18 protein-coding genes are annotated in these 20,220 nt (G+C 65.2%); 9 read left to right on the forward strand and 9 right to left on the reverse strand.

Annotation, left to right across the window (positions count from 1 at the left end):
* The first annotated feature begins 89 nt into the window (after nucleotides 1-89).
* Nucleotides 90-1,373: a cystathionine gamma-synthase family protein gene (locus tag JJB99_RS14175; protein WP_200499330.1), complete on the forward strand. Its 1,284-nt coding sequence runs from the start codon at nucleotides 90-92 to the stop codon at nucleotides 1,371-1,373.
* 7 nt (nucleotides 1,374-1,380) lie between these two features.
* Here the strand turns inward: JJB99_RS14175 and JJB99_RS14180 are convergent, their stop codons facing one another.
* Nucleotides 1,381-1,674 carry a VF_A0006 family four-cysteine protein gene (locus tag JJB99_RS14180; protein ID WP_246775246.1) on the reverse strand — a complete coding sequence of 98 codons (294 nt, stop codon included), beginning with the start codon at nucleotides 1,672-1,674 and terminating at the stop codon, nucleotides 1,381-1,383.
* A 268-nt stretch (nucleotides 1,675-1,942) separates the two neighbouring features.
* Entirely contained in the window at nucleotides 1,943-2,359 is a 417-nt protein-coding gene (locus JJB99_RS14185; protein WP_200499332.1) for a CHRD domain-containing protein, read from the reverse strand.
* Nucleotides 2,360-2,514: 155 nt separating this feature from the next.
* On the opposite strand from JJB99_RS14185, the gene JJB99_RS14190 reads away from it, so the two are divergent.
* The gene (locus JJB99_RS14190; protein WP_200499333.1) at nucleotides 2,515-3,441 is read left to right on the forward strand and encodes a c-type cytochrome; all 927 of its coding nucleotides are present in this window, start codon (nucleotides 2,515-2,517) and stop codon (nucleotides 3,439-3,441) included.
* 10 nt (nucleotides 3,442-3,451) lie between these two features.
* Here the strand turns inward: JJB99_RS14190 and JJB99_RS14195 are convergent, their stop codons facing one another.
* Together JJB99_RS14195 and JJB99_RS14200 are read right to left on the reverse strand one after the other, a co-directional pair.
* On the reverse strand, nucleotides 3,452-3,697 hold the full coding sequence (locus JJB99_RS14195; protein WP_018642903.1) for an Lrp/AsnC ligand binding domain-containing protein: 246 nt from the start codon (nucleotides 3,695-3,697) through the stop codon (nucleotides 3,452-3,454).
* A 204-nt stretch (nucleotides 3,698-3,901) separates the two neighbouring features.
* On the reverse strand, nucleotides 3,902-5,884 hold the full coding sequence (locus JJB99_RS14200; protein ID WP_246775247.1) for a PAS domain S-box protein: 1,983 nt from the start codon (nucleotides 5,882-5,884) through the stop codon (nucleotides 3,902-3,904).
* A gap of 340 nt (nucleotides 5,885-6,224) precedes the next feature.
* On the opposite strand from JJB99_RS14200, the gene thiD reads away from it, so the two are divergent.
* From thiD to JJB99_RS14220, 4 genes are all read left to right on the forward strand, one after another.
* Nucleotides 6,225-7,025, forward strand: coding sequence for a bifunctional hydroxymethylpyrimidine kinase/phosphomethylpyrimidine kinase (gene thiD / locus JJB99_RS14205; RefSeq protein WP_200499335.1), 801 nt, complete (start codon nucleotides 6,225-6,227; stop codon nucleotides 7,023-7,025).
* 341 nt (nucleotides 7,026-7,366) lie between these two features.
* Nucleotides 7,367-8,179, forward strand: coding sequence for a UDP-2,3-diacylglucosamine diphosphatase (locus JJB99_RS14210; RefSeq protein ID WP_200499336.1), 813 nt, complete (start codon nucleotides 7,367-7,369; stop codon nucleotides 8,177-8,179).
* Between the two features lie 14 nt (nucleotides 8,180-8,193).
* The gene (locus tag JJB99_RS14215; protein ID WP_200499337.1) at nucleotides 8,194-9,252 is read left to right on the forward strand and encodes a glycosyltransferase family 4 protein; all 1,059 of its coding nucleotides are present in this window, start codon (nucleotides 8,194-8,196) and stop codon (nucleotides 9,250-9,252) included.
* A gap of 63 nt (nucleotides 9,253-9,315) precedes the next feature.
* Complete coding sequence (locus JJB99_RS14220) at nucleotides 9,316-10,299, forward strand: threonine/serine dehydratase (RefSeq protein ID WP_200499338.1); 984 nt, start codon at nucleotides 9,316-9,318, stop codon at nucleotides 10,297-10,299.
* Nucleotides 10,300-10,583: 284 nt separating this feature from the next.
* Here the strand turns inward: JJB99_RS14220 and JJB99_RS14225 are convergent, their stop codons facing one another.
* Nucleotides 10,584-12,386 carry a caspase family protein gene (locus JJB99_RS14225; protein ID WP_200499339.1) on the reverse strand — a complete coding sequence of 601 codons (1,803 nt, stop codon included), beginning with the start codon at nucleotides 12,384-12,386 and terminating at the stop codon, nucleotides 10,584-10,586.
* A 260-nt stretch (nucleotides 12,387-12,646) separates the two neighbouring features.
* On the opposite strand from JJB99_RS14225, the gene JJB99_RS14230 reads away from it, so the two are divergent.
* Nucleotides 12,647-13,006, forward strand: a complete 360-nt coding sequence (locus JJB99_RS14230) for a hypothetical protein (RefSeq protein ID WP_200499340.1) — start codon at nucleotides 12,647-12,649, stop codon at nucleotides 13,004-13,006.
* A 105-nt stretch (nucleotides 13,007-13,111) separates the two neighbouring features.
* On the opposite strand, the gene JJB99_RS14235 is transcribed toward JJB99_RS14230, so the two are convergent.
* The 3 genes from JJB99_RS14235 to JJB99_RS14245 all read right to left on the reverse strand — a co-directional run bounded on the left by JJB99_RS14235 (nucleotide 13,112) and on the right by JJB99_RS14245 (nucleotide 16,712).
* The gene (locus JJB99_RS14235; protein WP_246775248.1) at nucleotides 13,112-13,915 is read right to left on the reverse strand and encodes a Hint domain-containing protein; all 804 of its coding nucleotides are present in this window, start codon (nucleotides 13,913-13,915) and stop codon (nucleotides 13,112-13,114) included.
* 256 nt (nucleotides 13,916-14,171) lie between these two features.
* The gene (locus JJB99_RS14240) at nucleotides 14,172-14,924 is read right to left on the reverse strand and encodes an outer membrane protein (protein WP_200499342.1); all 753 of its coding nucleotides are present in this window, start codon (nucleotides 14,922-14,924) and stop codon (nucleotides 14,172-14,174) included.
* 357 nt (nucleotides 14,925-15,281) lie between these two features.
* Nucleotides 15,282-16,712 (reverse strand): hypothetical protein, encoded by a 1,431-nt coding sequence (locus tag JJB99_RS14245; RefSeq protein ID WP_200499343.1) that lies wholly within the window; start codon nucleotides 16,710-16,712, stop codon nucleotides 15,282-15,284.
* Between the two features lie 77 nt (nucleotides 16,713-16,789).
* On the opposite strand from JJB99_RS14245, the gene JJB99_RS14250 reads away from it, so the two are divergent.
* Nucleotides 16,790-17,986 carry an MFS transporter gene (locus JJB99_RS14250; RefSeq protein WP_200499344.1) on the forward strand — a complete coding sequence of 399 codons (1,197 nt, stop codon included), beginning with the start codon at nucleotides 16,790-16,792 and terminating at the stop codon, nucleotides 17,984-17,986.
* Here JJB99_RS14250 and dgcA read toward each other — a convergent pair.
* Entirely contained in the window at nucleotides 17,956-18,951 is a 996-nt protein-coding gene (dgcA, locus tag JJB99_RS14255; protein WP_200499345.1) for an N-acetyl-D-Glu racemase DgcA, read from the reverse strand. The genes JJB99_RS14250 and dgcA overlap by 31 nt on opposite strands.
* Nucleotides 18,952-19,085: 134 nt before the next feature.
* Here dgcA and JJB99_RS14260 point away from each other — a divergent pair, with 134 nt between their 5' ends.
* Nucleotides 19,086-20,219: an MlaE family ABC transporter permease gene (locus JJB99_RS14260; RefSeq protein ID WP_200499346.1), complete on the forward strand. Its 1,134-nt coding sequence runs from the start codon at nucleotides 19,086-19,088 to the stop codon at nucleotides 20,217-20,219.
* Nucleotide 20,220: the final 1 nt, after the last annotated feature.

Genomic DNA, 20,220 nt, shown 5'->3' on the forward strand with positions numbered 1-20,220 from the left:
TCCGCTCGCAAGGCCTGACGGATCGCTGTCGGAAGGATTATCTTCACGCCGACGCCCGGCGAGGATCCGAATCAACAGCGAGACAGGCCATGGCAAAACCGTTCCCGTCGAAGACTCACATCGGCAACCATATGCTGCATCCGGAAACGCTGATGCTGACCTATGGCTATGATCCGCAGCTCTCGGAAGGCGCCATCAAGCCGCCGGTGTTCCTGACCTCGACCTTCGTGTTCAAGACGGCCGAGGACGGCCAGGACTTCTTCGATTTCGTCTCCGGCCGGCGCGAGCCGCCGGAAGGCATGGGCGCGGGCCTCGTCTATTCGCGCTTCAACCATCCCAACAGCGAGATCGTCGAGGACAAGCTTGCTGTTTACGAGCGCACCGAGAGCTGCGCGCTGTTCTCGTCCGGCATGGCGGCGATCGCAACCACGATCCTGGCTTTCGTGCGGCCGGGCGACGTCATCCTGCACTCCCAGCCGCTCTATGGCGGCACCGAAACCCTGTTGACGAACACGCTTTCGCGTCTGTCGATCGGCGCGGTCGGCTTTGCCGACGGGATCGACGAGGCGGCGGTCAACCAGGCCGCGCAGGAGGCCATGGGCAAGGGCCGCGTTGCGATGATCCTGATCGAGACGCCGGCCAACCCGACCAACGGCCTCGTCGACATCGCGCTGATTCGCCGCGTCGCCGAGACCATCGGCAAGAGCCAGGGTCACACGCCGATCATCGCCTGCGACAATACGCTGCTTGGTCCGGTGTTTCAGCGGCCGATCGAGCACGGCGCGGACCTGTCGCTGTACTCGCTGACCAAATATGTCGGCGGTCATTCCGACCTGATCGCGGGCGCCGCGCTCGGCGCCAAGGCGATCATGAAGGGCATCAAGGCGCTGCGCGGCGCCATCGGCACCCAGCTCGACCCGCATTCCTGCTGGATGATCAACCGCTCGCTCGAGACGCTCAGCCTGCGCATGGAGAAGGCCGATGCGAATGCGGGCCTCGTGGCGGATTTTCTGCGCGACCATCCCAAGGTGGCCAAGGTGCACTATCTCGGTCATCACGAAGAGGCCTCGCCGGCCGGACGTGTGTTCGCGCGGCAGTGCGTCGGGGCGGGATCGACGTTCTCGTTCGACATCGCCGGCGGCAAGGACGCGGCGGTGAAGTTCCTCAACGCGTTGCAGATCTTCAAGCTCGCCGTGAGCCTTGGCGGAACGGAGTCGCTCGCCAGCCTGCCGGCGACCATGACCCATTCCGGCGTTCCCGCCGACATCCGCCAGAAGATCGGCGTACTCGATTGCACGATCCGGCTGTCGATCGGCATCGAAAATCCCACCGACCTGATCGCGGATCTCGGACAGGCGCTGAACGTCGCCTGAGCGTGCTTCAAAGCGGATTGGTCGTGCGGCAGGCCGAGATGATCGCGGCAGCCGCCTCGTTGGCCTGCGCGCCCGAGAGCTGCCGCACGAGACAGACATAATAACCCCTACTGGATTCGTTCAACAGGGAGTCACCGTTGACTGCGAGCCAGTTGCAGGCGGAACGGATGTACTGCACGGCCAGGGGCGATCGCGTGTCGCGAATGGCGGACAGCTCGCATTGAGCCTTCCTCTCGATCTCGGTTTGCGCCATGGCAGGAGCGGAGAATGCAAGAACCGCACTGGCGACGACACCGGCCAAGGCACGCGATCGCGCGCGAGCTGGCCTGCCGATGCGGGCGTCATGAGGCCGATCGAGAACGCTGCAAACGAGCCGCACGGTGTCACTCTTCACACCGGGTAAGCCGCGAGTGCGGCTGAGCTTTGAGAGTTGTAGCGAAATTTATGGCCGAACTCCGAGGGCTGGCAAGGCGCGAGGCCAGCAATTGTCCGACTGCGACAATTGGCCGGAATCGAAAAGGCCGGACGCGCCCGCCGCGCGCCCGGCCTTCCCCAATGAAGGGGTGTTCTTATTTCGTCACCTGCCCGCGAATCTCGCCGCCCGGATTGGCCGCGGTGTGGATGTTGACGTAGAGCTTGCCGCCGAGGAGGTCCGCGGCCTGCGCGTCGGTCAGCGTCGCCGAGCCCTCGACCGGGCTCGTCGCGGCATTCGGGATCGGGACCATGACGCCGGCGTTCTTGCCGGCCTCGGCCGGGCCGTGGAAATGCGCGGCCGTGGCGGGGCCGGACAGGCCGGAATAGGTGAGCTTCCAGGACAGTTTCTTGCTGGCTGCGTCATAATCCAGATCGGCCGTCCCTTTGCCGCTGCTGGTGGTCGCGGGCACCTCGGACTTGCCGTCGAGCGTTGCTTTGAGCTTCTCGGCGCTGGCGGAGCCTGTAAAAGCCATGGTGCCGAGCGCGACCATGGCGATGACGATCTTGTTCATGACGTTCTCCCTGCAAAACCCGTTCGGGCTGGCAAACTTCCAACAGTCTGCTTTGCAGTTTATTCCCGTTTCGAGCCCGGGCGGACTAAAATCTTCGTGGCTGGAGCGGCGCGGACATCGATCATAAGCTTGCGGCAAGCAATGAATGGATCTGCATGTTGCAACGAACAATTCTCGCGGCGCTGCTCGCCGCGGCCGCTGCCAGCGGCGTTTATTGGTGGCTCAGCGCGCCCGTGGTGGCGGCCGCTGGCAGCGCACCTGCCCATCCGCCCGATCTCGCCAATGGCGAGGTGATGTTCAACGTAGGCGGCTGCGCCTCGTGCCATGCCGTTCCCGACCAGCCTGACCGCACGCGGCTCGGCGGCGGCGTTGCGATCAAGTCACCGTTCGGAACGTTCTACGCGCCGAACATCTCGCCAGATCCGGCCGACGGCATCGGCAAATGGACTGACACCGATTTCGTCAACGCGGTGATGCACGGAGTCTCGCCGGACGGGCAGCATTACTTTCCGGCGTTTCCCTACACGTCCTATCAGCATGCCAGGCGTGAGGACGTGCTCGATCTGTTCGCCTATCTGAAGACGCTGCCTCCGGTTGCCGGCAAAGTGCGCGACCATGATGTCGGCTTTCCGTTCAACGTCCGCCGCAACATCGGCATCTGGAAATTTCTGTTCATGGATAGCAAGCCGCTCATTGCCGACGCCAGCAAGTCGCTGCAGTGGAAGCGCGGCGCCTATCTCGTCAACAGCTTTGGCCATTGCGCCGAGTGCCACACCCCGCGCAATGCGCTCGGCGGCATCATTGCGGGCGAGCGCTTTGCCGGCGGACCCAATCCGGAAGGCGAGGGCTGGGTGCCCAACATCACACAGAAGGGCCTTGGCGAATGGAGCGCGAAGGATATCGCCTATTTCCTCAAGACAGGCGAACTGCCCGACGGCGACAGCGCCGGTGGCGCCATGACACGCGTGATCAAGAACACCTCGCATTTGTCCGACGAGGATCTCGCGGCGATGGCGGAGTATCTCAAATCGCTGCCGCCCGTGGATGGGCCTACGCCGCCCAAGCGCAAGGAAGCAAGCTAGCGCCGCCGCGCTAGCCCGTGCCGAACGCCTTGAAGGTGATGATGGTGAGGGTGTCCTGGATGCCCGGCAGCACCTGCACCTTCTCGTTGACGAAGTGGCCGATATCGGTGTCCTTGTCGACATAGAACTTCACCAGCAAATCGTATTGGCCGGCGGTGGAGTAGATCTCGGAGGCGATCTCGGCCTCGGCGAGCGCGTTGGCGACCGTGTAGGACTGGCCGAGCTTGCATTTGATCTGGACGAAAAACGGAACCATCGCGGTCACTCCGAAAGCACATCTGGCAGCTAATAGGCCAAAACTGGCCCGGCTTGGCAAGCAAACTTGCCGGGCCACCCCGGGGCACCTCAGCGGGCGCCGCCCTAAAGCGTGATTCGGAAAAGTGTGAAGCGGTTTTCCGAAAAGATCATGCTCAAACAACAACCTAAGCGCGATGACGATTCATCCCAATCTCATCGCGCTTTAGGAGGTGGCGACCGCTGCCGCGGCAAACGCGTCCCTGAGCCGCTGTGCGAGCTCGGCCTTGCGATAGGGCTTGGTCAGCACGATCGCTTGCGCATGCGCGCGGCCCTGCTCGACCAGCGTCTCCAGCGCGTAGCCCGAGGTGAACAGGACCGGCAGACCCGGGCGAATCCGCCGCGCCTGGTCGGCGAGCTCCCAGCCGCTCATGCCCCCGGGCATCACGATATCGGTGAACAGCATGTCGATGCCGGGATCGGAGCGCAGCCGTTGCAAGGCCTCCTTGCCGTTGACCGCGGCAACGACGCTGTAGCCGAGGGCTTCCACCCGGCGAATGGCGGAGGACCGGACGAACGGATCGTCCTCGGCGATCAGGATCGTCTCGTAGCCTCGCGGCGCCGCCTCCTCGGCGTCTGCAAGGTCGCTCGCGGATGGTCCGGCGTCGGCGCGCGGCAGGTAGATCCGGACCGTCGTCCCGAGGCTTTGCTCGCTGTAGATCGAGACATGGCCGTCGGATTGCTTGGCGAAACCATAGACCATGCTCAGCCCGAGGCCGGAGCCCTTGCCGACCTCCTTGGTGGTGAAGAACGGCTCGAAGGCGCGTGCGATGATCTCAGGCGTCATGCCTTCGCCGTCGTCGGTGACTGCGATCATGGCGTAGCTGCCGGAGGCGACTTCGGGATGAAGGGCACGATAGTCGTCGTCGATCGCAGCGAGCTCCGTGCTCAGCGTCAGATGTCCTCCGGACGGCATGGCGTCCTGTGCGTTGAGCGCGAGGTTCAGCACGGCAGATTCGAGCTGGGCGCGGTCCGCAAAGGCCAGGATCGTCCCCGGCCCCGAGCCGGTCCTGATCTCGATGTCCTCGCGCAAGGTGCGCTTGAGCAGCTTGAACATGGAATCGAGCAGGTTGCGGCAATCGATCGTCTGTGGCTGGAGCAGCTGGCGGCGGCTGAATGCGAGCAGCCGCTGCGTCAACTCGGCGCCGCGTTCGCCGGACAGGCAGATGTCGTCGGCAAACCGCCGCAGGTCGGGCCTTGGCTTGAGCTGCTCGCTCAAATGCTCGGCGTTGCCGATGATGACGGTAAGGAGATTGTTGAAGTCGTGCGCGATGCCGCCGGAGAGCTGACCGACCGTCTCCATCTTCTGCGCCTGCTGGAGCTGCTGCTCGGTCAGCTTGCGCGCGGTCAGGTCGTGGATGATGCCGACGAAACTCAGTTCGCCGTCCTGCCGCACCTGGCCGACCGACAGGTCCATCGGAAAGGTCGATCCATCCTTGCGCAGGCCGGTGGCCTCGCCGCTGGTCGCGAAATGCCTCGCATGGCCGTCTGGCGCAGCGTCCGCCGCGGGCATCAGCATGCTGACATTCCGGTGCATCACCTCGTCGGCCTGATAGCCGAACAGGCGCTCGCAGGCGGGATTGAACAGCAGGATGCGGTCCTGCGCGTCGAACAGGATGACCCCGTCGACCGCGGTCTCGACGATCGCAGTGAGCCGCACCACACTCTCGCGCATCGCCCGCTGGGCCTCGCCGACCTGCTTCAGCAGCAGCGTCGCGTCCCGGCTCTTGATCTCTTCCTCCTCGAGCGCGGCGCGGACCTTCCGCAGCTCGAACGGAGAGGGGATCGTCAGGATCTTGGGCAGCAGCGGCCAGAGCGCGCCGGCCGTGAAGATGGAGGCCACGGCGGTGACCGCCTTGACGAGACCCTCGATGCCGTAGATCGGGACCCACAGCGTGTAGATCGACAGCACATGGGTCAGGCCGCATGCCATGATGAAGATTGCGAACGCCCAATAGAGCCAGCCGAATTTGAGGTCGCGCCGCTTGGTGACGAGAATGGCGAGGGCGAACGGGATCGAGAAATAGGCGGTGGCGATGATCGCGTCCGAGACGACATGAAGCCAGATCAGCTCGGGTTCCCACAGCAGGCAGATGCCATGCGGCGAGAGCATCGAGGAGTCGAGGATACGTTCGAGAAAGGCCCACATGGTTCCACCCCAAGCTCGCATTCAAGCCTTGCGGGCCGGGGCGGCCCGCATCGTTGGTGCCGTTGGACGGGTCCCGCCGCCCAACCCCTCACGCATGGACACGCACGCCGAAGGTGAGACTCTACCAAGAGTACCTCGCGGTTGCATCTTGCAAGCCCGCACGATTGCGGGGTGCCACGCCGCGCCGAATCCATTTACGCCTGATTCGCGTCCTGCCTGGGCAGCACAGCGAATTACGGCGGCCAGCCGCCCGCAACGCTTGCTGGCGTTCCACGGCCGCGCTAGGACAGGCCATGGCCGTGCTTTCTCCAAGTCAGCCTCCAAGTCAGCGTATCCCGCGATGACGACGCCGATCGCGCTCACCATCGCCGGCTCCGATTCGAGCGGCGGGGCCGGCATCCAGGCGGACCTGAAGACCTTTGCCGCGCTCGGCGTCTATGGCGCCTCCGCCATCACGGCGCTGACGGCGCAGAACACGCAGGGCGTCACCGGCATCCACGCGGTGCCGGCCGATTTCGTCACCGCGCAGATCGACGCGGTGTTCTCCGATCTCGATGTCGGCGCGGTGAAGATCGGCATGGTGGCGCAGGCCGCCAGCATCGACGCGATCGCGGCCGCGCTGTCGCGCTGGCAGCCGCGCCATATGGTGCTCGATCCCGTAATGGTAGCGACATCGGGCGATCGCCTGCTGGCGCCTGAGGCCGTCGAGGCGCTGCGCACAAAACTGATACCGCTGGCATCGGTGATTACGCCGAACCTGCCGGAGGCTGCGGCACTGCTCGGCGAGCCTGTCGCGGCAAGCGCGGCCGCCATCGAAGGTCAGGGACGCCGTCTGCTCGCGCTCGGCTGCCGCGCGGTCCTGATCAAGGGCGGGCACGGCGAAGGCGCCGAGAGCATCGACTATCTCGTCGATTCCAGGACAACGATCGCGCTGGCGGCGCCGCGGCTCGCCACAGGCAACACCCACGGCACCGGCTGCTCGCTGTCCTCGGCGGTCGCAGCGGGGCTCGCCAGGGGCGAGGATCTCGAGCAGTCGGTGCGCAACGCCAAGGCATGGATCAGCGCTGCGATCACGGCCGCCGACCGCTTCAGCGTCGGTCACGGCCACGGGCCGATCCACCATTTCCACAGGTATTACTGACGCGGGCCGTTTACCCTCCCCTGGAGGGGAGGGTCGATCGCGCGAAGCGCGAGCGGGGTGGGGTGATCTCTCAGCACGGGCAGTGTTCGTTGCGGAGGGACCGTCACCCCACCCCGTCTCATGTCTCGCTTCGCTCAACATGAACCGACCCTCCCCCTCCAGGGGAGGGCAAGATTTCGGTTCCGGGGTCTTGCGGAAGCCGCTGCCGCTTCATGTCGCCTGATTGTCGCATGTGGCTGATATTCGCGGGGAGGGCGAGGCAAGATTTGATTCGTATTTGAGGGTGCCTCAAAGGTTCAATCGTCATCCCCCTGTCACGGGATATTGTTACGGGCGGTCGCATGGGAAGTTACGATGTGAGTGACGAAAGCCCGGAGCGGCGCTTTCGCACGTTGTTCATCTCCGACGTTCATCTCGGAGCCCGCGGTTCTCAAGCCGACCTTCTGCTCGACTTTCTGCGCTACCACGATGCCGATACGATCTATCTGGTCGGCGACATCGTCGACGGCTGGGCGCTGAAATCGAGCTGGCACTGGCCGCAATCGCATAACGACCTGGTGCAGAAGCTGCTGCGCAAGGCGCGCAAGGGCGCCAAGATCATCTACGTGCCCGGCAATCACGACGAGTTCCTGCGCAATTATTACGGCACGCATTTCGGCGGCATCGACGTCGTCGAGAACACCGTCCACACCGGCGCGGACGGCAAGCGCTATCTCGTCATCCACGGCGACATCTTCGACCTCGTGGTGCAGAACGCGCGCTGGCTCGCCCATCTCGGCGACAAGGCCTACGACTTCGCGATCCAGATGAATCGGTTCGTGAACTTCTTCCGCCGCATGTTCGGCGTGCCCTATTGGTCGCTGTCGCAATGGGCCAAGCAGAAGGTCAAGAACGCGGTCAACTATATCGGCGCGTTCGAACAGGCACTCTCGGCGGAAGCGCGGCGCCATGACGCCGACGGCGTGATCTGCGGCCACATCCATTACGCCGTGATCCGCGACGAGGCCGGCATCCGCTACATGAACTGCGGTGACTGGGTCGAGAGCTGCACCGCGCTGGTCGAGCACGACGACGGCCATTTCGAGATCATCACTTGGGCCGATCACTTGCGGAAGCCGGCACAAGTTCCGCAGGTCGCAGCGAGAGCTGCATAAATCGAGGCGGCTTGATGCGGATCCTGGTCGCGACCGACGCCTGGCACCCGCAAGTCAATGGTGTGGTTCGCACGCTGACCAAGCTCGCTGACGCGGCGAAGGGGCTTAGCATCGAAGGTCTTGGCGTCGAGTTCACGTTCCTGACGCCGCAATCGTTCCGCACGTTTGCGATGCCAAGCTATCGCGATGTGCGGCTCGCCATGCCGCGCCCGGCGCGAATCGCGCGGCTGATCGAAGAGGCCCGTCCCGACAGCATTCATATCGCGACCGAAGGGCCGATCGGCCTGATGGTCCGCCGCTACTGCCGCCAGCGCAAGCTGCCGTTCACGACCAGCTTCCACACCCGCTTTCCCGAATATGTTCGCGCCCGCGTCCCGGTTCCGGGCTCGCTGATCTGGCGGGCGCTGCGCCGCTTCCATGCGCCCAGCCGCGCCGTAATGGCGGCAACGCCCGCGCTCGCCCGCGAATTGACCGAGCGCGGCTTCGACAATGTCGTACTGTGGCCGCGCGGCGTCGACACGCAGTTGTTCCATCCGCGTGCCATCGATCTCTGCCTGCCGGCACCGGTGTTCCTGTCAGTCGGCCGTGTCGCGGTCGAGAAGAATCTCGAAGCTTTCCTCGACCTCGACCTGCCCGGCACCAAGGTCGTGGTCGGCGACGGCCCGGCGCGGGCCTCGCTGGAACAGGCCTATCCTGACGCGATCTTCCTCGGCGAGAAGCACGGCGAGGCGCTGGCGGAGATCTATGCCGCCGCCGACGTGTTTGTATTTCCCAGCAAGACCGACACATTCGGCCTGGTCCTGCTCGAGGCGCTCGCAAGCGGCCTGCCGGTTGCGGCATTTCCGGTGAAGGGCCCGCGCGACGTGATCGGCGATGCTCCGGTCGGCGCGCTCGACCACGATCTGCGCAACGCCTGCTTTGCGGCGCTCGGCATCGCTCGGCAGGACTGCATCGAGTTCGCCGCCAACTACACCTGGGAAGCCTCCGCCCGGGTCTTTATCGACAGCATCCAGGCGGTCGGCGCCGTGCTGCCCGGCCGGAACGGGGCCGAGCCGGCACGCTTCGTTGCCTAAGGGGTAAAATCCTCGCGTGGAGGTGTCTTGCTCCGGCCTCATCGGCCGCGATAAAGTTGGCGAATGACCGAACAGCTCCTCCCGATCGGCCCTGCCGACATCGATGCCGCAGCACGCGTCATCGCGCCCTACGCCATCCGCACCCCGCTGTTGTCCTTTCCCGTGCTCAACGAGCGCGTCGGCGCCAAGGTGTTCTTGAAGCCGGAGATGCTTCAGCGCACCGGCTCCTTCAAGTTCCGCGGCGCCTTCAACAAGGTGTTCTCGATCCCGCAGGACAAGCGCGCGGGCGGCGTCGTCGCGTTCTCCTCCGGCAACCACGCCCAGGGCGTGGCGGCGGCGGCAAAAATCCTCGACATGCAGGCGACCATCGTAATGCCGGCGGATGCGCCGCTGTCTAAGCGCGAGCGCACCAAATCCTACGGCGCCGAGGTCGTGCTGTACGATCGCGACCGCGACGACCGCGAGGCGATCTCGCGCGGCATCGCCGAGAAGCGCGGCGCGACGCTGGTCAAGCCGTATGACGATCCCTACGTGATTGCAGGGCAGGGCACCGCCGGCCGCGAGATCGCCGAGGACATGGCGAGCCTCGGCCTTGCCCCCGACATCGTGGTGGCCCCGGCCTCCGGCGGCGGCCTGATCGCGGGCGTCGCCACGGCGGTGAAGGCGCGCTATCCGCGCGCCGAGATCGTGGTGGCCGAGCCCGAGGCGTTCGACGATCATGGCATCTCGCTGACCGCAGGCCATCGCGAGCCGCATCCACCCGCAGGCCGCACCATCTGCGATGCGCTGATGGCGCTGATGCCCGGCGAGATGACGTTTGCGATCAACAGCAAACTCCTGGCGCGCGGCGTGACCGCGTCGGACAAGGAAGTCGGTGCCGCCGTCGGATTTGCCTATCGCGAGCTGAAGCTCGTGGTCGAGCCGGGCGGCGCGGTGGGACTTGCCGCGCTGCTCGCGGGACGCCTCGACGTCGCCGGGAAGAACGTCGTCATCGTGCTCTCCGGCGGCAATGTCGATGCGGATTTGTTTGCCGAGCTGGTGGCCTGATTCCAATTGACGGCGTGACCGAGGGAGCTCGGTCTACCTCTCCCCGGTGGGGAGAGGTCGGATTGCGCTCGGCGATGCGAAGCATCGTCCGGAGCAATCCGGGTGAGGGGGCGCGGCGTTCCGTGAAACTGTAGCCCCTCACCCGATCGCATCTGTCGATGCGATCCGACCTCTCCCTTCGGGAGAGGTGGGCACCTCGCCCAGCCGACCTCAAGTATCGCCGGAATGAGAAAGGGCAGAGCGCTCGCGCTCTGCCCTTTCATCGTGTTTGTGGCTGACGGCAATCAGTGCATGAAGCTGCGATGGTTGTTGCCGCCCATACTCGGCGCCTGGTTCATCGACTGGCGGAAGTTGTTGCTGCCGTTGCTGACCATGCGGTTGGTCGTGTTGAACTGCGGGCGGGTGTTCTGCTGGTTGTTCTGGACCTGCACCTTGTTCACCGGATTGTTGTTGAGCTTCACGATGCCGGTGTTGCCGTTGTCGACGCGGACCGGGTTGTTCTGCGTCTGGACGACCGGCTTCGCCTCGACAGTCGCGCCGCCCTTGCCGACGTTCACCGGCATGCTGACGATCTTGCCCGGATTGCCATTGCCGGCGTTCGGCGTGTTGTTGTTGGTCGCGGGCAGCGTCACGATCTTGCCGATGGCGCCGGCATGATTGTTGGTCGTGCTGATCGGCGCAGGCAAGGTGACGATCTTGCCAGGGGTTGGCGAGGGCGCGCCGTTCGGCTGGTTGTTGCCCGCCGGCAGATTGACGATCTGGCCGCCATTGCCGAGCTTGCCGATCACGTTGCCGTCGACCGGCTTCTGCACGATCGGCAGATTGCCGTTCATTTGCGGCCCGCCATTACCCTGCTGCATCAGCTGCATGTATTTGGGCTGGCCGAGATTGCCGATCTTGAAACTCGGGGTGATGTTCTGCGGCGCCAGGAACTTGGTCGCCTGCATCAGCGGAATCTGCTTCGGCTCCGCCTGGAGCTTGAGCGCGACCTGCGCATAGGGGCTGTTGCCGTAGCTGTCGTAGAAGCTCTTGTAGGCAAGCGGCGAGTTCGCGAGCACCGCCTTGTGCCAGGCCTGCGAGATCAGCAGGTTATTGAGCAGCCAGCGGATATGGTCGCACAGCGGGTCGTGCGGATACATCTGGATGAACTCCTGATAGTACTCCGGCCGTCCCTCGGACACGACATAATCATAGGCCTGGCGGGTCGAGCGGCTCGGCAGGTTGGAGGCCATCTGCACGACGGGTGCATTCACCGGCGCGCGGCTGGCGGCAACAGCGGTGTCGCCGAAGAAGGTGAAGTCGGACGTGAGCGAGGAGCTCTCCCACGGGATCTGCGCGCCGCTGGTGGTCTGGTTCACCGCGAGCCGCACGCGCTTGAACAGCTGCTCGATCGGCACGTTCGGCTCGCGCGCGACGTTCAGGAAGGCCTGTGTATAGGGGCTGTGGCCGCCCGTGCCGTCGAGCGCTTCGGCGCCGGGCGCGGTGGAATAGCCGACGATCGAGCCGTTCGGCGCGTCGACAATGGCAAGGCCCCGGCCGGCGTCATTCACGTTCGGGAAGGGATTGTTGCGGCAGGCATCGAGAATGACGATACGCATGCGGCTCGGGATCGCCTCCAGCGTCGACATCACGTCGACCAGGCGCACCGAATTGTTGACGAGCTCGGTCGGGCTGGAGACCTTGGCATCGACCGGCACGAGATAGTTCTCGCCGGCGAGCTGCACGCCGTGACCGGCGTAGTAGACCATCGCCACCGTGTTCGGACCGCGCGCGGACACTTTGGCGGAAAAGTCCTGCACCACGCGCAGCATGTCGTTCTGGCTGAGATCGGTCGCAGCAACGACTTCGAAACCGGCCGAGTTCAGGAACTGCGCCATCGACTGCGCATCATTGTCGGGGTTTTGCAGCTGCGGGGCGTTCTGGTATTTGGAATTGCCGATCACCAGCGCCACCCGCTGCTCCGGGCCTTGCAGCGTGGTGGGGGCCGGCTCGACCGGGGCGACTTGCGCGGAAACGGGACCGCACGCGAAGCCGAACAGGCTTCCCAGCAGGCCCGCAGTCATTATGAAAGATTTTAGGCGGAACATGGCGTGCTCCTCTGGCACTGATCTCGATACGAGATTGGTGGTGCGGGAGCTTGGCCGCGTTCGAGCGCGGGGACCGTGACGGCCGTCACCATGGTATTATGCGTGATCTGAATCACGCTCGGGAACCTGCTATGGTGAACAATCACGCTCCTGATCAGGAAGGGCGTGATCGGCAGTCTTATGTACTCATCGTGTTCGGCGAGGAATTCTGCACTCGAATTTGAGTGGCCTCGCTCCAATCGCCTGTCTATGGTTTCCCCATGTCGCGCCTGATGTGTCTATCTGTTGCCGTTATCCTGTCGCTGCTGCCGGCCGCCGCGCCGGCGGAGTCCATCAAGAAGCAGCCCAAGCCGGTCTGGCATGGCTACGGCTTTCTGCCAGGCTACCGTCAGCCGCTGAGCAACAGCATTCCGCTCTACAAGCAGAAGGACGCGATGCGGCGCCTTGCGCGCAGCGACCGGCGTCACTGGTACATCGACCCTGTGCCGCAATATTACCGTTGGGATGGCGAATGGCACTATTTCGGCCGGCCCGGCTTCGGCGGCGGCCGCTACAATGGCGGCAGCTTTGGTCCGTGCTGGACGCGGACGCCGATCGGTGCCGTCTGGAATTGCGGCTGATCAGGCAGGGCGAGACTTTTGCCGGACGCGATCACCCGCGCGACGGCAGCCGGTACACCGGCTGCCTGAGATCGTCGGCGATGCCGACGCTCGATGCGCGCGGGCTCAGAGGATGCTGGCCGCGCGCGAGCCGAGGCGGGCGCCGATGACATCCACCTTTTGCGGGCCGAGCCAGGGCGAGACCAGGCGACGCGCCTTCGTCATGATCGCGCTGCGGCGGCCATGACCGACGATCGGCGCGCAGTGGACTTCCTGCGTGTCCTGCTCGCCATGCTTGCGCAGATAGTCCGCAAAGTTGCTCATCGTCTCGTCGACCCGGAGCAGCGTCTCGCAGGGCGCGCCCTCGGCGTAGATCACGTCGTGGGATTCGAGCTTGATGTGGAAGAATTCGAGCGCGTCATGCTCATCCGCCGCGTCGAGCGTGATGGTCGTGCCGTTGACGAGGTTGCCCGCCGGGATGAGGAGGCCGTCGATGAGCACGGCATGACCCTGGGTCACGTAGAGGTCGGCGTGCGGCACGTTGGGCGCAAGCGCATCACGGGCGATGCGGACCGGCCGCGCGCTCTTCACCCAGGGCTTGGCAGGATCGCTCTTGGTGCGGCTGAACCGGCCGATCCATTGGATCGCGCGCAGTCCGCCGAACACTGTCGGCAGGAGATCGCCGACCACAAGATCCTCGATCCTTCGCTCGCCCGCCGCCGTGGAGATCCGGGTGCCTTTCAGGAAGCAGTTGCCGGCGGCAGCATTGCCACTGCCGATATTCGCTGCTCCGCTGCTCTTGCCATCGGCCCTTGCCGAACGCGTCGTCATCGCGCTCGCCGCGACGCCTGCTGCCGCCGCACCGAGGCCTCTCGAAATGACGGCACGCCGCGTATGGGCGCCCGACGATGGAGTCGTGATCTCAGACATCGCGCAAAATTCCCTGTGCATGCTGTCGGCTTGTTCGCAATCGGCTTCAATGCAATCGGATCGTTGCAGCCAAGCTTCGCCTGTTGGTCGTGGCATATAGCAGAAAGTTCGCGCGCTGATGAGTCAAAATTTCATGCAGTGACGAATGGTCACTCGCAAGAAAACGAACGTGAAGCGCATCGTGATCGAGATGGTCATCATTGCGCTTCAGGTCATTGTTTGAGCATGAATTTTTCGCGCTCTTCCGGATCATGCTCTAGTAATGCTGGATCGGAAGGCCGCTGAAATAGTGGTTGATGCCGATCCGAACGACGTGATCGTCGAGTGACACGTGACTGCGATCGAATGCGGCGCCAAGGTTAGGCGTGGAGAAACCGCTATCTCCCAGTTTCACATAGAGATATTCGGCTTTCGCCGACCATGCCGGCCCGAATGCCCATTCGGCGCCCGCGCCGACGGTCCATCCCGATCGCGACGCCGAGGCGCTGTCGAACACGGTGCCGGTTGCGGCCGATTTGATGCCGGCTTCAACGCCTGCAACTGCATAACCCGCCGTTGCATAGAGCAGCAAATTTCCGGGCGTGTAGCCGACGCGCCCGCGCAGGGTGCCGAGCCATTGCATTTTTGTGAAACTCGAGAAGTCCGGATTGCCGGCGGGGCCGCTGTCATGCGAACTGCCTTTTTGACCGGTCCATGACAAATCGCCTTCGGCGCCGAAAATCCAGCTCGTCAGCTGCCAATTGTAGCCGGCGGTCGCGCCGAACATGCCGCCATTCACGTTGAACACGGGTGTATCGTCGAGGCCTGTCGCACGATCGACATGTTTGCTGCGTCCCCACGACCCGCCCGCGGCCAGGCCGACATAAGCGCCCTGCCAGCCATAGACCGGCGCGCGAATGACGGGCGCTTCTTGCGGATAGGGCGGCAGGTCGGCAGCCGAAGCGTTGGCCGAACAGATCGTGACCGCGGCGCCAAGAATAGCTGTCGAGATCGGGAGAGAGAATTTCATCGGACGAAAGGTCTCTGGCTTGCTGCGGTCGCAGAACGGCCGCATGCGACAAATTGCGTCTCACGCACCGCGTTCGCGGACAGCGGCACGCGAACACCGCCTGTCCTCGTGATGTAGACGATCGCCGAGGTCTGACTCCCGCAAAATACTTCCGCGCATTTTTCAGCGCGTGTCACTGGATCGACGCGTGGGCGTCACAATCGTGCGGCGGAGCAAGTGAGGAAAACGGCGATAGAGCGACGCTCGCTGTCTAGTCCGTCATTGCGAGCGCAGCGAAGCAAATCCAGAATCCCTCCGCGGCGGCAGTCTGGATTGCTTCGCTGCGCTCGCAATGACGATGTGGCAAGAGCGCGCCCGTTACGAGAAGAACGCGATCTTCTCGGCCTGGGTCATGCGGCGGATCGGGGCGAGGGGATCGTTGGCCGTCGCGCGGGGCTTTTGCAGCATGCCGCTGGCAAGGATGCTGGCGCCGAGCGAGGGCTCGGGCAAGGACGTCGGCAAGGGCGAAGGCATCGGCAGCGTCGCGGTCGGTGCCGCGCCGAACGTTGCCGCGGCGGCCATGGCCGGGGCCGGCTGCTCCATCACCTCGGCGGCGGCCTCGGCGATGGCGTTGGTGAGGCGCGCGAGCGAGTCCATCGCGATCGGCGCGTCGTCGGCGGGCTGCTCCGCGACCGGTGCAGCGACCGGCTCAGGTGCAACCGGCTCCGCGACCTCGGCGGCGATGGGCGCTGCCGCCTCCGCAGCCATTGGCTGGGGAATGGCCGCTTCCGTCTCGACCGGCTCGGTGATCTCGTCGAACTCCGGATCGGGCGCGGCCATCTCCAGCGCGATGGCCTCGAGGATGGCTTCGTCCTCAGCTTCCGCGGCGGCGTCGAGCGAGAACTCGTCGGTCACCTCCGTGGGTGCGGCGGGCTCGGCGATCGGCTCTTCGAGGGCCGCGCTTTCAAAAGCGGCATCCTCGAGCGCGGCATTCTCAAGCGGGATCTGGCTCTCGGCAGCGACCTCCGGCTCGGCGGCAGCGTCCGTCGCCTGCTCGGCCATTGCGAAGGCTGCGGCGGTATCAGTCGTCTCGATGGACACTTCGGGCTCGGCAGCTGCCGCGATGCCCGGCTGCGTCTCCGTAGAAGCCACGGGTGCCTCGCTCGCCATCGCGGCGGGCGCGGTCTCGACAGGCGCAGCTTCAGCGACGGACGGCGCGTCCTGCATCGGCGCCGGGGAGGGTCCAACCGCTGCCTGCGGATCGGCGCTCTCGTCGCTATCAAATTGCTCGACTCGATCCCTGAGCAGATCGAATGCGGCCTTGAGCTCGACGCGGGGATCGACGGCCGAAATCTGCCCGCAGGCGGCCTCGATCGAGGCGAGCTGCGAATCAATGAGGTCGCAGATTCGCCCGTCGGCGCCGATCTCGCGCCAGCGCCAGGAGATCTCCTTGATGATGCGGACCCCCCGCGGGATCGGCGCGAGGCTGGCCTCGATCGCCGTCGGGTCGAACGCCGCGATCGCGATCGTCTCGGCCTCGCGGATGGCGCGGCGGATCTCGACCAGCGCCTCGGGCATGCGGTCCTCGACGACGGGTTGCCGCTGTGCCGCAAGGGTTTCTTCGATTTTGGCGACGGCGTCCAGCACCATGGCGGTGTCGGCATTGCGGTTGCGCTTGGCATATTCGCCGAGGAACCAGCGGCCGCGCGCGGTCTCCATGAAGGCTTCGCGGATCGCGTCGTAATCCTGCTCGTTCGGCTCGGCCGCGCGGGCAGAGATGGGCGAGAGGGCGAATGCTTCGTTGGCCATGACAATCTCGTCGCGCGCAAATCACCGCGCGTTACTGTAACGATCACCACGATATCGACCAAATCGCAATTGGTTTGATGCAGTCCGAATCACAAATCCCCACGCCGTCGGCCGTGAAGCGGCGATTCGCCATCGGCCTCGCACTGTTCTATTCGGCGGTGTTCGCGGTCTCAGGGACGCATCTGCCGTTCTTTCCGGTCTGGCTGAAGGCGATCGGCATCGACGCAAGCTGGATCGGCCTCATCAACGCGCTGCCGGCGATCACGCGCTTTACCACGCTGCCGCAGATCACCGCCTTTGCTGAAAAGCGACATGCCATCCGCGCCGGCATGATGCTGTCGGTGCTGGCGACCGCGATCGGCTTTGCGGCGGTCGGCTTGCAGCAGCAGCCGCTGGCGCTGTTTCTGATCTACGCGCTGACCTGCATGATGTGGACGCCGACGACGCCGCTCACCGACGCCTATGCGCTGCGCGGTGTCGCGCGCTACGGGCTCGACTACGGCCCCTTGCGGCTGTGGGGCTCGGCGGCCTTCGCCGCGGGCTCGCTCGCCTGCGGCTATCTCGTCGACGTCATTGCGGCGCGCGACCTGATCTGGATCATCGTTGCATGGGCCGTCGTCGCGGTCGCGGCCAGCCTGTTGTTGCAGCCGCTCGACGATGTCAGGCGCAAGGCCGGCGAGACGCATCCGGGCAAGGCGCTGCTGGGCGACGGCGGCTTCTGGGCCGTGATCGCCTCGGCCGCGCTGATCCAGGGCAGCCACGTTGCCTACTACACCTTCTCGGCCATCAACTGGCAGCTCCACGGCCTCGGCGGACTGACGATCGCGGGGCTGTGGACGCTGGGTGTGATCGCCGAGATCGTCGTGTTCGCCCTGTCGCCGCGCTTCTCGCTGCATCCGTCCACGCTGATCGCGATCGGAGGCTTGAGCGCGGTGGTGCGCTGGATCGTCATCGCGAGCGAGCCGCCGCTCGCGCTGCTCGCGATCGTGCAGCTTGGCCACGGCCTCAGCTTCGGCATGACCATCGTCGGCACCATGAACCTGCTGGTGCAGCGCGTGCCGTCGCATCAACTCGCGCGCGGGCAGGGCTATTATGCCGCCTGCAACGGGCTGCTGGGCGCTACGACCTCGATCGCGTCAGGCGCGATCTACGCCCGCATCGGCGATGGCCTCTATTACGTCATGGCCGCGATGGCTGCGCTAGGTGCGCTCGTGATCTGGTCGGCGCGGCACCGGCTGGTCGCTCATCCCCAGAGCGAGGACTCCGGCGGATAGACCAGGCTGCCGTCGTAGCGGAGTCCGTGATCGCGGTCGCGCGCCAGCAGCAGCGGGCCGTCAAGATCGACGAAGCGCGCCAGCGGCGTCACCAGCATCGCGGGAGCCATCGACAGCGAGGTTGCGACCATGCAGCCGATCATGATCTCGAAGCCGAGCGCCTGGGCGGCATCGGCCATCGCGAGCGCCTCGGTGAGGCCGCCGGTTTTGTCGAGCTTGATGTTCACGGCGTCGTAGCGGTCGCGCAGCGGCGCGAGCGATGAGCGGTCATGTACGCTCTCGTCGGCGCAGACCGCGAGCGGCCGCTTGATTCGCGCCAGCGCGTCGTCCTTGCCGGCCGGCAGCGGCTGCTCAACGAGTGTAACGCCGGCGGCGACGCAGGCGGCGAGGTTGGCTTCCAGATTGGCCTCGGTCCAGGCCTCGTTGGCATCGACGATCAGCTCGGAATCGGGGGCGGCCTTGCGCACCGCTACGATCCGCTCCGGATCGCCGTCGCCGCCGAGCTTGATTTTGAGCAGGGGCCGGTGCGCCGCCTTGGCAGCAGCCGCCGCCATGTCCGCGGGCGTGCCCAACGAAATCGTGAAGGCGGTGGCGCGCTCGCCCGGCGAGGGGCGGCCGAGGAGGCTCCAGGCCCGCAAGCCCGCCGCCTTAGCCTCCAGGTCGATCAGGGCGCAATCCAGCGCGTTGCGGGCTGCGCCAGGCTTCATGGCGGCCTGGAGGGCCTCCCGGTCGAGACCGCCCTGGACGGCCTCCTGCATGGCCTCGATCGCGGCCAGCGCTGCCTCGGGCGTTTCGCCATAGCGGGGATAGGGCACGCATTCGCCGCGCCCGGTCAGGCCGTCCCGGCTCAGCTCGGCCACGACGGTCACGGCCTCGGTCTTGGCGCCGCGGCTGATGGTGAAACTCCCGGCGATGGGAAAGCGCTCGATTTGCGCGCGAAGTGCCGGAACTTTGCTGGAAGTCATTTTGAACTCTGGCGAAATCTGAACCTGCTAGTTACCTCTAGCAACTAACATTAACCAGTTGGGGATACCTTCTCTGGGTAAGGGCGCGTGCGCAACCATCTGATTTTCTCCGCCCCGGCACGGGAGCGGACATCTTGAGCGGCGATCCGAAGCTGGAACGGATAGCCAAAGGCAACGCGCTGGCCCTCTGCGCCACCGGAACCTGGACCGCGAGCTTCGCGCCGGTCCTGGAGCGGATGGTGGCGGACGCCGAGAAGCTCGCCGGCGGCTCGCAAAGCATCTTCATCGACGTCTCCGAGGTCGCCAGACTCGACACGTTTGGCGCCTGGCTGATCGAGCGGCTGCGCCGCAGCCTGACGCAGGGGCCGGTCGAGGCGCAGATCGCCGGGCTCTCCGCCAATTATTCGAGCCTCGTCGACGAGGTGCGGCGGGTCCGGGCGACCCCCGTCATCGAGACCGGCACGATCACCATCACCGGCATGCTGGAGCAGATCGGCCGCGGCGTGGCGGGTGTCGCTGGCACGGTCGCGGGCCTGATCGACATGCTCGGCGCGGTGCTCGCGGCAGCCGGGCGCGTGCTGATCCATCCGCGCTCGCTCCGCCTGACCTCGACCGTGCATCACATGGAGCAGGTCTGCTGGCGCGCGGTGCCGATCATCGTGCTGATCACCTTCCTGATCGGCTGCATCATCGCCCAGCAGGGCATCTTCCATTTCCGCAGGTTCGGCGCCGACATCTTCGTCGTGGACATGCTCGGCGTGCTGGTGCTGCGCGAGATCGGCGTGCTGCTGGTCGCGATCATGGTCGCGGGCCGCTCGGGCAGCGCCTACACCGCGGAGCTCGGCTCGATGAAGATGCGCGAGGAAATCGACGCGCTGCGCACCATGGGCTTCGACCCGATCGAGGTGCTGGTGCTGCCGCGCATGCTGGCGCTGGTGCTGGCGCTGCCGATCCTGGCCTTCCTCGGCGCGATGGCCGCGCTCTATGGCGGCGGGCTTGTCGCCTGGCTCTACGGCGGCGTCGATCCCGAAGCTTTTTTGTTGCGGCTGCGCGATGCCATTTCGATCGACCATTTCATCGTCGGTATCGTCAAGGCGCCGGTGATGGCCGCGGTGATTGGCATTGTCGCCTGCGTCGAAGGGCTCGCGGTGCAGGGCAGCGCTGAATCGCTCGGGCAGCACACGACAGCGTCGGTGGTGAAGGGCATCTTCTTCGTCATCGTCATGGACGGCGTGTTCGCCATCTTCTTCGCCTCGATCGGGATGTGAC

It is taken from the genome of Bradyrhizobium diazoefficiens (genome assembly GCF_016616235.1).
Lineage (GTDB): Bacteria > Pseudomonadota > Alphaproteobacteria > Rhizobiales > Xanthobacteraceae > Bradyrhizobium > Bradyrhizobium diazoefficiens_H.

What these genes read in the sequence shown, in the direction of transcription:
- JJB99_RS14195 (WP_018642903.1), bottom strand. Translation starts at nt 3,697, where the DNA reads ATGGTTCCGTTTTTCGTCCAGATCAAATGCAAGCTCGGCCAGTCCTAC.
- JJB99_RS14210 (WP_200499336.1), top strand. Translation starts at nt 7,367, where the DNA reads ATGGGAAGTTACGATGTGAGTGACGAAAGCCCGGAGCGGCGCTTTCGC.
- JJB99_RS14225 (WP_200499339.1), bottom strand. Translation starts at nt 12,386, where the DNA reads ATGTTCCGCCTAAAATCTTTCATAATGACTGCGGGCCTGCTGGGAAGC.
- JJB99_RS14190 (WP_200499333.1), top strand. Translation starts at nt 2,515, where the DNA reads ATGTTGCAACGAACAATTCTCGCGGCGCTGCTCGCCGCGGCCGCTGCC.
- JJB99_RS14235 (WP_246775248.1), bottom strand. Translation starts at nt 13,915, where the DNA reads ATGTCTGAGATCACGACTCCATCGTCGGGCGCCCATACGCGGCGTGCC.
- JJB99_RS14185 (WP_200499332.1), bottom strand. Translation starts at nt 2,359, where the DNA reads ATGAACAAGATCGTCATCGCCATGGTCGCGCTCGGCACCATGGCTTTT.
- JJB99_RS14250 (WP_200499344.1), top strand. Translation starts at nt 16,790, where the DNA reads ATGCAGTCCGAATCACAAATCCCCACGCCGTCGGCCGTGAAGCGGCGA.
- JJB99_RS14240 (WP_200499342.1), bottom strand. Translation starts at nt 14,924, where the DNA reads ATGAAATTCTCTCTCCCGATCTCGACAGCTATTCTTGGCGCCGCGGTC.
- JJB99_RS14220 (WP_200499338.1), top strand. Translation starts at nt 9,316, where the DNA reads ATGACCGAACAGCTCCTCCCGATCGGCCCTGCCGACATCGATGCCGCA.
- JJB99_RS14245 (WP_200499343.1), bottom strand. Translation starts at nt 16,712, where the DNA reads ATGGCCAACGAAGCATTCGCCCTCTCGCCCATCTCTGCCCGCGCGGCC.
- JJB99_RS14200 (WP_246775247.1), bottom strand. Translation starts at nt 5,884, where the DNA reads ATGTGGGCCTTTCTCGAACGTATCCTCGACTCCTCGATGCTCTCGCCG.
- JJB99_RS14215 (WP_200499337.1), top strand. Translation starts at nt 8,194, where the DNA reads ATGCGGATCCTGGTCGCGACCGACGCCTGGCACCCGCAAGTCAATGGT.
- thiD (WP_200499335.1), top strand. Translation starts at nt 6,225, where the DNA reads ATGACGACGCCGATCGCGCTCACCATCGCCGGCTCCGATTCGAGCGGC.
- JJB99_RS14175 (WP_200499330.1), top strand. Translation starts at nt 90, where the DNA reads ATGGCAAAACCGTTCCCGTCGAAGACTCACATCGGCAACCATATGCTG.
- JJB99_RS14230 (WP_200499340.1), top strand. Translation starts at nt 12,647, where the DNA reads ATGTCGCGCCTGATGTGTCTATCTGTTGCCGTTATCCTGTCGCTGCTG.
- dgcA (WP_200499345.1), bottom strand. Translation starts at nt 18,951, where the DNA reads ATGACTTCCAGCAAAGTTCCGGCACTTCGCGCGCAAATCGAGCGCTTT.